The following is a 14,372-nucleotide window of genomic DNA, read 5'->3' on the forward strand; positions in this document are numbered from 1 at the left end:
TTCGCTAGTAATACTATAAATTATCAATTCCCTTGTTTGGTACCACTAGCATTCACCTCAACAATACTAATCCTCAATTTCTCGCTTGATTAGTATCACTCGCCATTTATTTGAGCAATACTAACCCTCACTTTTATTCTTGTTTAGTATTACCTCCATCAATTCAGGTAATACTATTCATCAGTCTTTTCCTTGTTTGGTACCACAGCCATCCACTCCAGTAATACTAATCATTGTCGTTTTACACATTTGGTACCATCACTATCTAATCTAAAAATGCAAAAACTTGTTCAAGCGTTTGATGAGTATAAAGGTTTAGCGTGAGCGATTTATTTTTTGCAGCTGATGCATAGCATGAAAAAAGACTGGGAAAATTTGCATTCTGAACGAATGTGAAGCAAATTTTCTCAGTCTTTTTGAATGTTTTATGCATCCTGCAAAAAATACTATAGAGCGAAGGATAAACCTTCATACCATCAAACTCGTAAACCAATCACTGCATTCTTTCGAAGACTAATTCGTAGCCGTCGTCGCCGTAGTTAAGTGAACGGTTAACTCTACTAATAGTAGCTGTAGAAGCTCCTGTTTTTTCTGCAATCTCAAGATAAGTCTTGTGATCTCTGAGCATTGATGCAACTTCAAATCTCTGTGAAAGAGAAAGAAGCTCATTTACTGTGCAAAGATCTTCAAAAAAGCTATAACAATCCTCTTTATTTTGAAGGCATAGTATTGCGTCAAACAGGTGATCTACTGCATCTGTTCTAATCTTCTTGTTCATGTTGCCATTTCCTCCATTCTAGTTTTTTTACCCCATCATAATTAACAGTTTTTCGTCAAAAAAACTTTTGTGCTTAAATATTTTAACACTCTAACCTTTTAAAGTAAAGAGGCGACATAAAAAACTCGAAAAAGCACTAAAAATTGTAATGAATGTACGCAAAATACCAAAAAATGCGCTTTACTTTTGGATTTAACTGTGATAATCTAAATTTGTTGTGGTAGTGTACTATTACAACAGGACGATTATTTTTTATTTTTAGTGGAGGTATTACAATGAACAAAGGTACTGTTAAGTGGTTCAACAACCAGAAGGGTTACGGCTTCATCTCAGACGAGGCTGGAAATGATGTATTCGTACATTATTCAGGACTCAACATGGAAGGTTTCAAGTCTCTCGAAGAGGGCGCTTCTGTAGAGTATGATGTAATCCAGGGCGAAAAGGGACCTCAGGCCGTAAACGTAAACAAGCTTTAATTCTAGGAATTAAGCGCTATTAATCAGACTACAAAGTGCCTTATTCTAAGTATATATATATTTTGAATTTGCAATATTGTACCAATGATTAAGAGAAAAGAGATATCGATTCAATCGATATCTCTTTTTTTCGTTACCCGAAAGGTATCAGTTTTTAGTTAAAAGCATGTCACTGGCAAGCCTTTACTATATCTTCTATTTTCAGTGAGCCGCCAAAGATTTCAAGGGCACTGCCTACTGTTACATCTATCTTGTTTTTACCAAGTTTTTTAAGCTGCTTGATATCAGAAATTGAATGTACACCGCCAGCATAGGTGATAGGAAGCTTAGCCCAATCCCCCAATATAGCTGCAACATTCTCTTCTATTCCATTTCGCTTGCCTTCTACATCAGCTGCATGAACAAGTATCTCGTCGCAGTACTCAGAAAGTGTATCAAGAGTCTCAGCACTTAGATCAACATCTGTCATCTTCTGCCATCTGTCAGTTACGATAAAATATTTATTATCCTGAGCTTTGCAGGAGAGATCAAGAACTATATGCTCTTTTCCAACTACCTTAACAAGCTTCTTTAGATTAGTAAAATTTATCTTGCCATTCTTAAACACATAAGAAGTTACTATAACGTGGGAAGCGCCTGCTTCAAGGAATTCAGCAGCATTGTCAGCTGTGATACCACCGCCGACCTGTAGTAGTCCTGGCGTAGCACCAAGTGCTTCTATAGCCTGCTTTTTGGTTCCCTCGTAGAAAGGACTATCAACCGGATTTAAAAGGATAATATGTCCGCCAGACAGTCCCAGAGCTTTATACATATTTGCATAGAACGCCGCATCCTTGGTTGCTACAAAGTTCTCTTTGGCTACATCTCCTTGGTCCTTAAGCGAACTTCCAACTATCTGCTTTACTTTGCCGTTATGTATGTCAATACAAGGTCTAAAGTTCATCTGTAGTAAATCCTTATCTCTTGTTTAAGTCTACGGTTACATTCAGGCAAGGACATCGCTCATGTCATACATGCCAGCTGATTTACCAGCAAGATACTTAGCTGCTTCGATAGCTCCTTTGCCAAAAATAGCTCTTGAATATGCTCTGTGTGAAAGTGTTACAACCTCATCATGACCAGCAAAGATAACATCGTGGTCTCCTACAATTGTACCACCACGAACAGCAGAAATACCTATCTCTTTGACAGGTCTCTTCTCTCTTCTGGTGCTTCTATCATAAACATACTCATATTCGTTATTAAGAGATTCATTGATGCTGTCTGCAAGAGCAATTGCTGTGCCGCTTGGAGCATCAAGTTTTTGATTATGGTGCTTCTCAACGATCTCAATATCAAAGCCTGCTGCCGCAAAAAGAGGTGATACCTCCTTGAGGACCTTTAAAAGAGCATTTACGCCAACAGACATGTTCGCTGATTTAAGCACTGCTACTTTTGTAGCTGTTTCTTTTACCTTAGAAAGCTGTTGCTCTGAAAGACCTGTTGAGCACAGTACAACAGGAATATTCATTGCTACACAGTGATCAAGAAGTCCATCAACTGCTGATGCATTAGAAAAATCAACGATAACATCTGCATCTACATTGCACTCTGCAAGGCTCTTAAATACCGGGAAATCATAATTATTCTCGCCAAAAGCATCTACACCTGCTACTACCTCGATCTCTGGATCTTCTTTTACCAGATCAATGATCACATGCCCCATACGTCCGTTGCAACCATGCATTATCATCTTTGTCATCTTATCTTACCTCCAGACCAAACTTTACCATCTCTTCCTTGAGCTTAGCCTTATTAGCCTCTTCCATCTCTGTAAGTGGAAGGCGAAGCGGGCCAGCCTCAATGCCGATCATCTTGAGGGCACTCTTTACAGGGATAGGATTAACCTCTGAGAAAAGAGCCTTCACAAGAGGAAGCGCCTTGAACTGAAGCTCTCTGGCTGCTGCATAGTCTCCATCAAGACATTTCTGGCAAATATCATGAGTCTGCCTAGGTGCTACGTTAGAAAGAACTGAAATTACGCCAAGTCCGCCAACAGCCATAATAGGAACGATCTCATCATCATTTCCTGAGTAGAGATCGATGCATCCTTCAGCAAGCTGCATCATTCTGGATGTCTGAGCAATGTTGCCTGTAGCATCCTTAATACCTACGATATTCTTGTGCTCCTTGCAAAGCTTTACAGCTGTCTCTGGAAGGATATTGCAGCCTGTTCTACTAGGAACATTATATAAAATTATTGGAATATTAACTGCATCTGCAACTGCACCAAAATGTGCAAGAAGGCCATTCTGTGTAGCCTTGTTATAATATGGTGTTACCTGAAGGATTCCATCTGCACCGTACTCTTCAGCAATCTTAGAGAGCTTTATTGCTGTTTCTGTACAATTAGAACCTGTTCCTGCAATAACAGGAATTCTCTTGTTTACCTTATCAATACAATACTTCACAACATCCATGTGCTCTTCTTCTGTCATGGTTGCTGCCTCGCCTGTGGTTCCGCAAACAATGATAGCGTCTGTTCCGTTCTTGATCTGGAACTCTATGAGTCTTCCGAACTCTTCATAGTTCACTTCTCCGTTCTCTTTGAATGGTGTTGCGATTGCAACTCCTGCTCCCTTAAAAATTGCCATTTTACCCTCCTTCTGGCTTTGGCGCACTATTTGCAATAGAAAAGGCCCATCAGATATTCTGATGGGCCGTACAAATCTAATTACAGCATGTACTAATAATAAGCTGTTTGATAGCGCCCCATCTTGCGATGACAGTCATAAAGCTATTTACTTTATGCCCAAGTACTTAGCATACAGGTACTAAGCCTTTCGGCGTATTCACCTTTTGTTCTGCTTCTCCTGTGCCTGACACATCTGCAGAATTACTCATTGAATTACGCAACCTCTATCTCTTGTCTTCAGTTTTTTAAATACTACACCAGCAGTCAAGCACCTGTCAATAGATACGCATTTTTTACCATATTATTGGCAGTTATTTTGTTACTTTTCAGGTATTGAACAGTAACGTTATTCTGCGCCAGCGATGGTTACTCCCTCAATTCTGATAACAGAAGGAACAAGATAACTATCGTACTGCTTCATTTCCTTAGAAAGCTTAACATCTTTAAGAAGCTCAGCAAGTGAGCCAGAAACAGATCCTCCAGTTACAGCAGTAACCTTATCTCCATCGTGATAGTAAGCAAGTCTGATCTCACCAGCGATATCTCCTGTGATGTCATCTACGCTGAAATCAGAAAATTCAACTGGTTCAAGGTAACAACCTGTTCTGATCTCAGACTCAGTAGTGTTTCCACCTTCAGCAACGAAGTTTCCTGCAATGAAAGAATCTTTTATTCCAGTATAGTAGCAGTTCTGACAATCTCCCCAGTAATTCTTGGCAACATTATCTACTACAATATCCATATCGTGAACTTCTGCGCCTTCTGAATCAACCGCAAAGTTCTTGGATGAATTTGGAAGCTCCTTAAGAGCCTTGATGGTGATCTTATCACCCTTAACGTCAGTGAGGATTTCTTTTCCTATCTCCCAATCTGAATAGCCTGCGTATTTGAGAGCAGCATTCATCTTGATAGCTACCCAAGCGTAGATCTTGGTTGAATCCTCTGTAGAAAATACTACAGGAGCCTTGTTAAGTGCTGGAGTTGGCTTAGTCTCAAGTCTATCCTTACCAGTTTTTAAGGTTTCTGTGATCTCTTTAACCAGGTGATCCTTGTCACAAGTTCCTGCCTTGTACATACGATAGAGCTCGATCTCATGATCCTTATTTCTGGCATTAACTACAACTTCTACCATTGAATTAGGATATGTGATAGTAACATCAATTCCCTCAGAGTTCACAAATCTTCTCTTGCAAGACTCAGCAAAGATCTCATATGAATTGATGTCTTCGCCGGATGTTTCAGGAATCTGCTGAAGGGCCTCAATATAATCTTTGGCCATCTGCTTTGGATTATATTCCTTGTTTGTAACTGCTACCTGTTTTTTATTTAGCTCATAATATGGGTTCTTAACAAAAGAAGCTCTGACGCAAAGATCTGAAATGATCTTTGCAGCCTCTTCTTCAGTTGCAGTAGGCGCGATCTCCTCAGTTGCTTTTCCAAGGAACTTGCCATCCTCAAGCTTCTTATATACAGTAACTGAGATATGTTCTACGTCACGCACTCTGTTCTGATCAAGTTCGTGTTTGATGAAATAAAACTCCCAAGCTTCTGTAACTTTATCTGTAACGCTCCAGGCATCAGCACTGGACTTTCTTAATAACTCAATAATCTTATCAGTCATGTCATCCTCCCCATTTAGCCAAGTCTTGCTACTGCCTTAAGATATGGACCACCATCTGAAACCTTTGCCCATTCCTTGTAGCCTTTGCCACAAGCTCCAGTACCAAATGAAACATAGTCATTACTTGCCATTGAGATTGATCCCAGAAGGTCAGGCACATAGCCAGTAAGAACAACTGGTGCTACAACCTTTCCGGTAAGCTTACCGTCGATGATCTCATAGCCTCTTGCGATGATACACTGGATTCCCCAATGCTTTGGATCCTCCATTCCAGAGAACATTCCAGATAAAAGATATCCCTTCTTAACTGAAGCGATCATCTCTTCCTTAGTGCTGTTTCCTTTGTCGAACATTGTGTTTGTCATTCTTGTGTAAACCTTATGCTCGAAGTTTTCTCTTTTACCATTTCCAGTAGGCTTGATTCCAAGACGAAGTGCTGCAAGTGCATCGCATACACCAGTCTTGAGGATTCCCTTGTCGATCTCGATAACATCACCAGCAAGAGTTCCCTCATCATCAAAAGCATAGCTGGCAACATCTTTTACGCAGTTCGCACCTTCATGCATTGTTACAAGGTCGGAGCCTACGCGCTTACCGATATATTCTGCTCCGAGAGCTCTCTTTTTAACAAACATATCCATCTCAACGCCATGTCCAAAAGCTTCGTGGGCAATAAGTCCTGAAACCTCTGGAGTAGTGATGATCTCATACTCGCCAGGAATAACCTTCTCTGCTCCAAGGTTATCCATAAGTTCTTTGTATGACTTATCGATCTCGGCGCTCAGATCATCAAAGATTGATGGACCTTCTCTATCAGATATGCCATTGTAAGCCATATCTGTTCTACCATTTCTAGCACCAACAAGCATGACTGCTCCTTCTGAATAAACGTAGCTCTGGCGAAGGTCTCTGTTTGCTGTAAGGAACATCTTACAAACATGTGTAGACTGTGCTCTTAATGTGCAGTCAATGATCTCTTCCGAAAGAGCTACTGCCTTGTCACTAAAGCCCTGAAGTTTCTGCATAAGTGCATTAAGATCAGTTTCTTCTGGAAGCTTTTCTGTTTCCATCTCAACAAAGAGCTCTTCCTTGTCGTCATCAAGCTTAGCAGTATCAAACACTTTAGTATTTGTAGCCTTTAATACCTCAAGCTGAAGGTCAAGAGTACTCTTTATCTTGTCTGCTAATTTATCTACATCTTCATTGTCAAACAAGTTAAAAGAATATTCGCTGTAGAGGCCATCTTTGTAAACCCTTACTACAGTTCCTCTCTCTGTCATAAGAGTATTACCTGTAATACTCTTCATTCTCTGTGATGCTGACATGCTAAATCCAACAGAATCCGTTGAAAGAACGCTTACATAATCGTAACTTTTTCCAAGAAGATCAATAAGCTTCTTAAGACCTGGTGCTATACCAGTTAAATATGATGAAAATCTAGCTTTCATTATTGTTCCTCCCCTTTCCATAAACTTTTTTCATTATATGTACAAATGATGCGCCTTAGCAATAGAATTAACACTTTTTTCAAAAAATTCTCATTAATATATAGTACACATTGTTTATTAATTTTTTTGTTGAAGAATAAAAAAACGCGTGATATACTACTTTAGTTTGGAAACAGTTTGGTTTTAATTATTTGAGGAGACAGTTTTATGAAACAGACAAGAAATGATGTAAGAAACGTAGCTATCATCGCCCACGTTGACCACGGCAAGACAACTCTGGTTGACGGACTTCTTAGACAGAGCGGTGTATTCCGTGAAGGACAGGAAGTTGTAGAGAGAGTAATGGATTCCGGCGATATCGAAAAAGAGCGTGGAATTACCATCATGTCCAAGAATACTGCTATCACATATAAAGATATCAAGATCAACATCATCGACACTCCTGGTCACGCCGATTTCGGTGGCGAAGTTGAGCGAGTTCTTAAGATGGTTAATGGTGTTATCCTTGTAGTTGACGCTTTTGAAGGACCTATGCCACAGACTAAGTTCGTTCTTGGTAAGGCTATGGACCTTGGTCTTCCAGTTATCGTATGTATCAACAAGATTGACAGACCAGAAGCTAGACCAAATGATGTTATCGACGAAGTACTTGAGCTTCTTATGGACCTTGGCGCAGATGACAATCAGCTTGATTGCCCATTTGTATTCGCATCAGCTAAGGCAGGAACATCTTCTCTTTCACTTGATGAGCCTGGTAAGGATATGAAGCCTCTTCTTGATACTATCATCAATTACATCCCTGCTCCTGTTGGTGATCCAGATTCCAGCACACAGGTACTTATCAGCACTATCGACTACAACGAATACGTTGGACGTATCGGTGTAGGTAAGGTTGATAACGGTGTTGTTAAGGTTAACCAGGAAGTTGTAGTAGTCAACCACCACGAGCCAGAGAGACGTATCAAGACCAAGATCAGCAAGCTCTATGAGTATGAAGGTCTTGGAAGAGTTGAAGTTCAGGAAGCTAAGATTGGTTCTATCGTAGCTATTTCCGGTATTGAAGATCTCAAGATCGGTGACACACTTTGCTCAGTTGATAATCAGGTTGCTATTCCATTCCAGAAGATCTCAGAGCCTACAATCTCAATGAACTTCATTGTTAATGACTCTCCTCTTGCTGGACAGGAAGGTAAGTTCGTAACTAGCCGTCACCTTCGTGACAGATTATATAGAGAGCTTAATACAGACGTTTCACTTCGTGTAGAAGAGACAGATTCAACAGACGTATTCAAAGTTTCAGGACGTGGTGAGCTTCACCTTTCAGTTCTTATCGAGACAATGCGTCGTGAAGGTTTTGAGTTCGCAGTAAGTAAGGCAGAGGTTATCTATCACACTGATGAAGCCGGACACAAGCTTGAGCCTATGGAGAAGTGCTACATCGATGTTCCTGATGAGTTCTCAGGAAGCGTTATCCAGAAGCTTGGCGAGAGAAAGGGTGAGCTCGTAAACATGGGCGCTGGTAACGGCGGATATACACGTATCGAGTTCAGCATCCCATCACGTGGACTTATCGGTTACAGAGGTGAGTTCATGACAGATACTAAGGGTAACGGTATCATCAATACTATTTTTGACGGATATGCTCCATACAAGGGAGATATGAACTATCGTAAGACTGGTTCTGTTATCGCATTTGAGACTGGTGAAGCTACTGCTTATGGTCTTTTCAATGCTCAGGACCGTGGTACACTCTTTATCAAGACTGGTGACAAGGTTTACTCAGGAATGGTAATCGGTACAAGTGGTAAGTCAGAGGACGTTGAGGTTAATGTATGTAAGACAAAGCACCTCACAAACACAAGAACATCAGCTTCTGATGAAGCTCTTAGACTTGTTCCACCTCGTGTAATGTCACTGGAGCAGTGCATCGAGTTCATTGATACAGACGAGCTTCTTGAGGTTACACCTACAAGCCTTCGTATCAGAAAGAGAATCCTTGATCCTACACTTCGTAAGAGAGCTGGATTCAAGAAGCAGTAATTTTACTTATAATATAAGCCTACACCTTAAGGGTGTAGGCTTTTTGATTGTCGTATTATCTGAAGATCAAAGTCTGTAATAATCTTTGTCCCCTTCTATTATCTGAAGCTGACCTTCACATTTTTGTGTGAGACCACTTTTTATCTTGTCGAGATCACACTCTTTTACGCAGATATCAAACTGAACATTTGCTTCATATCTGGATTCTGCAATAGAGATATCATTCTGTCCAAGATAATACTGAACATTATTGACCATGTTGTAGCCAACTTCAATAGTCAGCTTCTGAGCATAGACCATCTCTCCCACTTCGCAGTTTGCGATTCCAGCCTGGGCTGCCTGAGTATATGCTCTGACAAGGCCGCCTGTGCCAAGAAGTACCCCTCCAAAATACCTGGTTACTATAACCAGCGTATTGGTAAGTCCAGCGCCAGTTATAACTTCTAGGATTGGCTTGCCCGCAGTACCTGATGGTTCTCCATTATCGCTGCATCTGGTGTTCTCGCTGTTTTTACCAATAACATAGGCGTAGCAATTATGCCTAGCATCCCAGTATTTTTTGCTGATCTCTGCAATCTTCTCCTCAGCCTGCTGTTGACTCTCTACTGCAAAGACATTAGCGATAAATCTGGATTTCTTTTCAACGATCTCGCCAGTTCCGTCTGAAATTACTACTTTGTACGATTCTAAATTACTCATGAGCAAAATTATAACAGATTTAGCCTGCATATGTTACAAATCTTAATTTTAAAGCCCTTTTCTTTATTATATAGGGGATGTATGATATACTAACTTGGTTAAAATGGATTTAAAGTGAGGTTTTTATATGAATTTTGGTAAAAGAGGTATCGTTAAACAAGCGAAAACGCTTAACTCCGGTACCAGCAAATGGGGTAAAAAGCTCAGCCTTTTTGGCTTATATATTATGCTTTCTCTTATCATTGGACTTGTGATCATAGGAGCAAGCGCAGGTATTGGTGTATTCAACGGCATCATTGCTACTGCACCTGATATCGGTAATATCGACGTTACTCCTTCAGGATTTTCTACTTTTGTATATGATACTGATGGCAATCAGATTGCTAAACTTGTATCTACTGACTCTAACCGTATTCCAGTTACTATGGATATGGTTCCAGAGAATCTTACTCATGCTTTTGTAGCTATCGAGGACGAGCGTTTCTACGACCACAACGGTATTGATATTCAAGGTATCATCCGTGCTGCCGTTAGAGGTATTACAAGTGGTCACTTCTCTGAAGGTGCTAGTACGATTACTCAGCAGCTTTTAAAGAATAACGTCTTCTCCGGTTGGACCAATGAGTCCAAGCTTCAGAGTGTTAAGCGTAAGATTCAGGAACAGTACCTTGCCATTCAGCTTGAAAAGAACATGTCTAAAGAGGACATTCTTATCAACTATATGAACACCATCAACCTTGGTTCTAACACACTTGGTGTTCAGGCTGCTTCTCTTAGATATTTCAACAAGCCTGTTAGCGAGCTTACTCTTTCAGAGTGCGCAGTTATCGCTGGTATCACTCAGAACCCTAGTAAGTTCAATCCTATTACACACCCAGAAAAAAATGCTGAGCGTCGTAACAAGGTTCTTAAAAACATGCTTGAGCAGGGATATATTTCACAGATTGAGTACGATCAGGCTATGGCTGATGATGTATATTCCAGAATTCAAAATGTTAACCAGGAGACAGGTGGAGACGATACAGTTAATTCTTACTTTGTAGATGCTCTTACCAATGAAGTACTCGAGGACCTTATGGCAGCTGGCTATACAGAGACTCAGGCTTACACACTTCTTTACAGCGGTGGTCTTAAGATCTACTCAACTCAGGATCCTAAGATCCAGAAGATCTGTGATGATGTTTATCTTGACGAGAGCAACTATCCAGAAGGAACCAAATACCTTCTTTCTTATAAGCTTTCAGTTCAGTCTGCTGATGGAACAGTAACTAACCACAGTAGTGAAATGTATTCAGCATATTACAAAGAGCAGAACAAGAACTTCAATATGCTCTACAGTTCAAAAGAAGATGCTGAAGCTGCTATAGAGGCTTACAAAGAAGCTGTAATGAACGAAGGCGATACAGTACTTGCTGAGAGGATTGATCTTACTCCTCAGCCTCAGGTTTGTATCACTATTGAAGAACAGAGCACAGGTTATATCGTAGCTATGGTTGGTGGCCGCGGAGAAAAGACCGCCAGCAGAACACTTAACAGAGCTACTGATTCGTACAGACAGCCAGGATCAACATTTAAGGTTATTTCAACCTATGCACCTGGTATTGATAGCGCAGGCCTTACTCTTGCCACAGTATTTAATGATGCCCCATTTGCTTATTCAAACGGAACACTTGTTAGAAACTGGTGGGGATCAGAATACAGAGGTCTCAACAATGTAAGAACAGCTATCAGAGATTCCATGAACGTAATCGCAGTTGAAGCTATCACTCTTATCACTCCTCAGCTTGCGTTTGACTATCTCAAGAACTTTGGCTTCTCAACTCTTGTAGAGCACGAAGTCATAAATGGTAAGCCTTTCTCCGATATCCAGCAGGCAACTGCACTTGGAGGACTTACAAAGGGTGTAAAGAACTACGAGCTTAACGCCGCATATGCCGCTATTGCAAACGGTGGTGTATATATCGAGCCTAAGCTTTATACAAAGGTTGTAGACCATGATGGAAACGTTATCCTTGATAATACAGAAGCTAAATCAAAGCGTATCCTCAAGGAGACAACAGCATTCCTCCTTACAAGTGCAATGCAGGACGTTGTAAATGGTGGTACTGGTTCATCTGTTAACTTTGGCACTACTGCTATTGCAGGTAAGACAGGTACAACATCTGATTACGTAGACGTTTGGTTTGCAGGCTACACTAACTACTACACAGCAACTACATGGACAGGTTACGACAACAACGCCAAGATGAAAGATTCTGCTGAAAAGAACTTCTCCAAGACTATGTGGCGTAAGGTTATGTCCAAGATACATGAAGATCTTCCATACTCATCATTCTCAGTTCCTGATGGAATTGTTTCTGCTACAGTATGTTCTAGATCTGGTAAACAGCCGATTGCCGGGCTCTGTGACGGAACTCTTTACACTGAGTACTTTGAGGAGGGCACAGTTCCTACAGCAAGCTGCGATGTACACTATGCTGGTACAATGTGTGCTATTGATGGTCTTCCAGCTACTGAGAACTGTCCATTCAAGACAACAGGCGTATTTGAGCTTACTCCAGAAGTTCCACCAGCACTTCAGTCAGGATTTGTAGATTACACACCTGCTAACTCAGCATATACTACTGTTACAGATGAAAACGGAAACACAACTCAGGTACTTAATACTTGTCACCATACATATGAATTTATGATGCAGGAAGGTATTGATGGTATCTTAGCTCAGGAGCAAGCCGCAGCACAGGCTGCTGCAGCTCAGGCCAATCCAGAAGCAGCCGCTGAGCAACCACCTGCCGAAGCAGTACCAGAGGATGTAGCAGCTGGTAACTAATACCGGACGCTGAGTTTACGTATTGGTACCGGACGAAGGAGATATATAAAAAGTCCTCTGCAGAACTCCGATAGTTTTTCCAGGATACATAAGACATTCAAAAATCCCCCTTAGATTTATTTCATGTTATTCAGAACATAAATCTAAGAGGGATTTTTTCATGCCATGTATCTACTGAAAAACTAAATCGTTCTGCAGAGGACTTTTTACATATTCCCTTCTGCCTGGTTCAGTTATTCAAATATCAAATATTGTATTGTCTTATCGCCTATTTTTCTTATTAACTATTTTCTTAACCGTTCTCTTACTAACTATATTTTTCTTATCTAATAAAAATATGTTTTGAATTTAATTAAGTAATAGTTTATCTAATATTCTTCTTTCTTGTGTAGTAGATAAAGTAGAAGAAGAATAAGACTGATGTGGTTATCCAGGTAAGTGGATAGCTAAATTCTACAGTTTCTACTGTTTTGCTTATAGGGAAGGCAATTAGTATCCAGGCTACACGAAGGATGCAAATACCGCCTAACGTGATGATCATTGGTACAAAGGCTGTTCCCATTCCGCGGAGGACTCCGGAGAAGACTTCTACACCGATGTAAGTGAAATAAAAAGGTGCAAGGAAGCGTATCATCTGGATCCCTACATAAATTACGTTGACGTCTTCTACGAAGATTCTAAGAAGGATGTCGCCGTGCCAGTACAATAAGTAGCTAAGAGGAATTGTTATTGTAAGAGCTATGATAAAGGCTGTTCTCATGCTCTTATGTACTCTATCATATTTGCCCGCACCAAAGTTCTGACCTGCAAAGGTTGTAACCGAAGTGCCAAGACTGCTTATGGTCATCCAGAACAGAATATCTATCTTTCCGTAAGCTGCCCAAGCTGCTGTATACTCCTTACCAAGTTCATTGATAGATGTCTGTATCAACATATTTGAAAGGGTGTACATAGTTGACTGAATACCTGCTGGAAGACCTATGCGAATTATACGCCTTAGCATGCCCATATCGAGGCGTATTTTATTTATGGCTAGTTTATACGTGTCATTACTTTTAACCAGCATAATGAGGACGATAATAGCGCTAATCAGCTGACATAGTATTGTTGCAACAGCGACACCAACAACACCCATGGTAACACTGACTTTTCCCATACCAAGTCCAATGACAAAAAACATATCCAGGATGATATTTGCAAAGCAACTAATGATAAGCACTATCAGAGGCCTCTTAGAGTCTCCTACAGCCCTTAAAATACCTGCCCCCATGTTGTATACAAGGTTTGGTATCATGCCAATGAAATAGATCCTTAAATACACTGCTGAAGCATCTACAATCTCTGATGGTGTCTTCATGATATCAATGACCCATCCCGCTGTAGCAAGGCCTATAACTGTAATAGCAGCACCTCCTAAGATAGCCAAAGCAATAGCTGTATGAACTGCCTTAGAAACCTCTTCTGTGCGGCTTGCTCCATAGAACTGAGCAATTACAACTGTCGCACCAGATGAAAGTCCAATAAAGAAACCAACAAACAGGTTCACAACTGTTGCTGCAGATCCTCCTACAGCAGCTAGTCCATCAGGGCCAACTACTCTACCTACTATCACCGCATCTACCGTATTGTATAACTGCTGAAAAAATGCTCCGAGCATCAAAGCAAAGAAATATGACAACATACTGGTCCAGATAGGACCATTTATGACTTTATTCTTGGTACTTTCCATAATTTAGATCTCCATATAAAAAAACAACACACTACTATTATTACGCAAAAAAAATGTGGAAAGCAATACACTTCCCA

At 40.6% G+C, this 14,372-nt stretch carries 11 protein-coding genes and 1 riboswitch; of the genes, 3 read left to right on the forward strand and 8 right to left on the reverse strand.

The features are described from left to right. Positions 1-493 precede the first annotated feature (493 nt). Positions 494-778 carry a YerC/YecD family TrpR-related protein gene (locus BUA02_RS02755; RefSeq protein ID WP_071176850.1) on the reverse strand — a complete coding sequence of 95 codons (285 nt, stop codon included), beginning with the start codon at positions 776-778 and terminating at the stop codon, positions 494-496. Between the two features lie 275 nt (positions 779-1,053). On the opposite strand from BUA02_RS02755, the gene BUA02_RS02760 reads away from it, so the two are divergent. Beyond that, positions 1,054-1,254, forward strand: coding sequence for a cold-shock protein (locus BUA02_RS02760; RefSeq protein ID WP_013281837.1), 201 nt, complete (start codon positions 1,054-1,056; stop codon positions 1,252-1,254). Between the two features lie 169 nt (positions 1,255-1,423). Here the strand turns inward: BUA02_RS02760 and hisA are convergent, their stop codons facing one another. The 5 genes from hisA to BUA02_RS02785 form a co-directional block, all read right to left on the reverse strand. Continuing rightward, positions 1,424-2,197: a phosphoribosylformimino-5-aminoimidazole carboxamide ribotide isomerase gene (hisA, locus tag BUA02_RS02765; RefSeq protein ID WP_072700760.1), complete on the reverse strand. Its 774-nt coding sequence runs from the start codon at positions 2,195-2,197 to the stop codon at positions 1,424-1,426. A gap of 42 nt (positions 2,198-2,239) precedes the next feature. After that, complete coding sequence (gene dapB, locus BUA02_RS02770) at positions 2,240-2,995, reverse strand: 4-hydroxy-tetrahydrodipicolinate reductase (protein ID WP_072700762.1); 756 nt, start codon at positions 2,993-2,995, stop codon at positions 2,240-2,242. A 1-nt stretch (position 2,996) separates the two neighbouring features. Continuing rightward, on the reverse strand, positions 2,997-3,887 hold the full coding sequence (dapA, locus tag BUA02_RS02775; protein ID WP_072700764.1) for a 4-hydroxy-tetrahydrodipicolinate synthase: 891 nt from the start codon (positions 3,885-3,887) through the stop codon (positions 2,997-2,999). A gap of 103 nt (positions 3,888-3,990) precedes the next feature. Continuing rightward, positions 3,991-4,163, reverse strand: a riboswitch (Lysine riboswitch). Between the two features lie 111 nt (positions 4,164-4,274). After that, on the reverse strand, positions 4,275-5,549 hold the full coding sequence (locus BUA02_RS02780) for a metallopeptidase TldD-related protein (RefSeq protein WP_072700766.1): 1,275 nt from the start codon (positions 5,547-5,549) through the stop codon (positions 4,275-4,277). A gap of 14 nt (positions 5,550-5,563) precedes the next feature. Next, entirely contained in the window at positions 5,564-6,997 is a 1,434-nt protein-coding gene (locus BUA02_RS02785) for a TldD/PmbA family protein (RefSeq protein ID WP_072700768.1), read from the reverse strand. Positions 6,998-7,204: 207 nt separating this feature from the next. Between BUA02_RS02785 and typA the strand changes: the two genes are divergently transcribed. Continuing rightward, positions 7,205-9,037 (forward strand): translational GTPase TypA, encoded by a 1,833-nt coding sequence (typA, locus tag BUA02_RS02790; protein ID WP_072700770.1) that lies wholly within the window; start codon positions 7,205-7,207, stop codon positions 9,035-9,037. Between the two features lie 66 nt (positions 9,038-9,103). On the opposite strand, the gene BUA02_RS02795 is transcribed toward typA, so the two are convergent. Continuing rightward, positions 9,104-9,736 (reverse strand): YigZ family protein, encoded by a 633-nt coding sequence (locus BUA02_RS02795; RefSeq protein WP_071177519.1) that lies wholly within the window; start codon positions 9,734-9,736, stop codon positions 9,104-9,106. Between the two features lie 127 nt (positions 9,737-9,863). Here BUA02_RS02795 and BUA02_RS02800 point away from each other — a divergent pair, with 127 nt between their 5' ends. After that, a complete protein-coding gene (locus BUA02_RS02800; protein WP_072700772.1) occupies positions 9,864-12,566 on the forward strand; it encodes a transglycosylase domain-containing protein in 2,703 nt (900 codons plus the stop codon). 364 nt (positions 12,567-12,930) lie between these two features. Here BUA02_RS02800 and BUA02_RS02805 read toward each other — a convergent pair whose 3' ends face one another. After that, positions 12,931-14,295 (reverse strand): MATE family efflux transporter, encoded by a 1,365-nt coding sequence (locus BUA02_RS02805; RefSeq protein WP_072700773.1) that lies wholly within the window; start codon positions 14,293-14,295, stop codon positions 12,931-12,933. Between the last annotated feature and the right edge of the window lie 77 nt (positions 14,296-14,372).

It is taken from the genome of Butyrivibrio hungatei DSM 14810, assembly GCF_900143205.1.
Lineage (GTDB): Bacteria > Bacillota > Clostridia > Lachnospirales > Lachnospiraceae > Butyrivibrio > Butyrivibrio hungatei.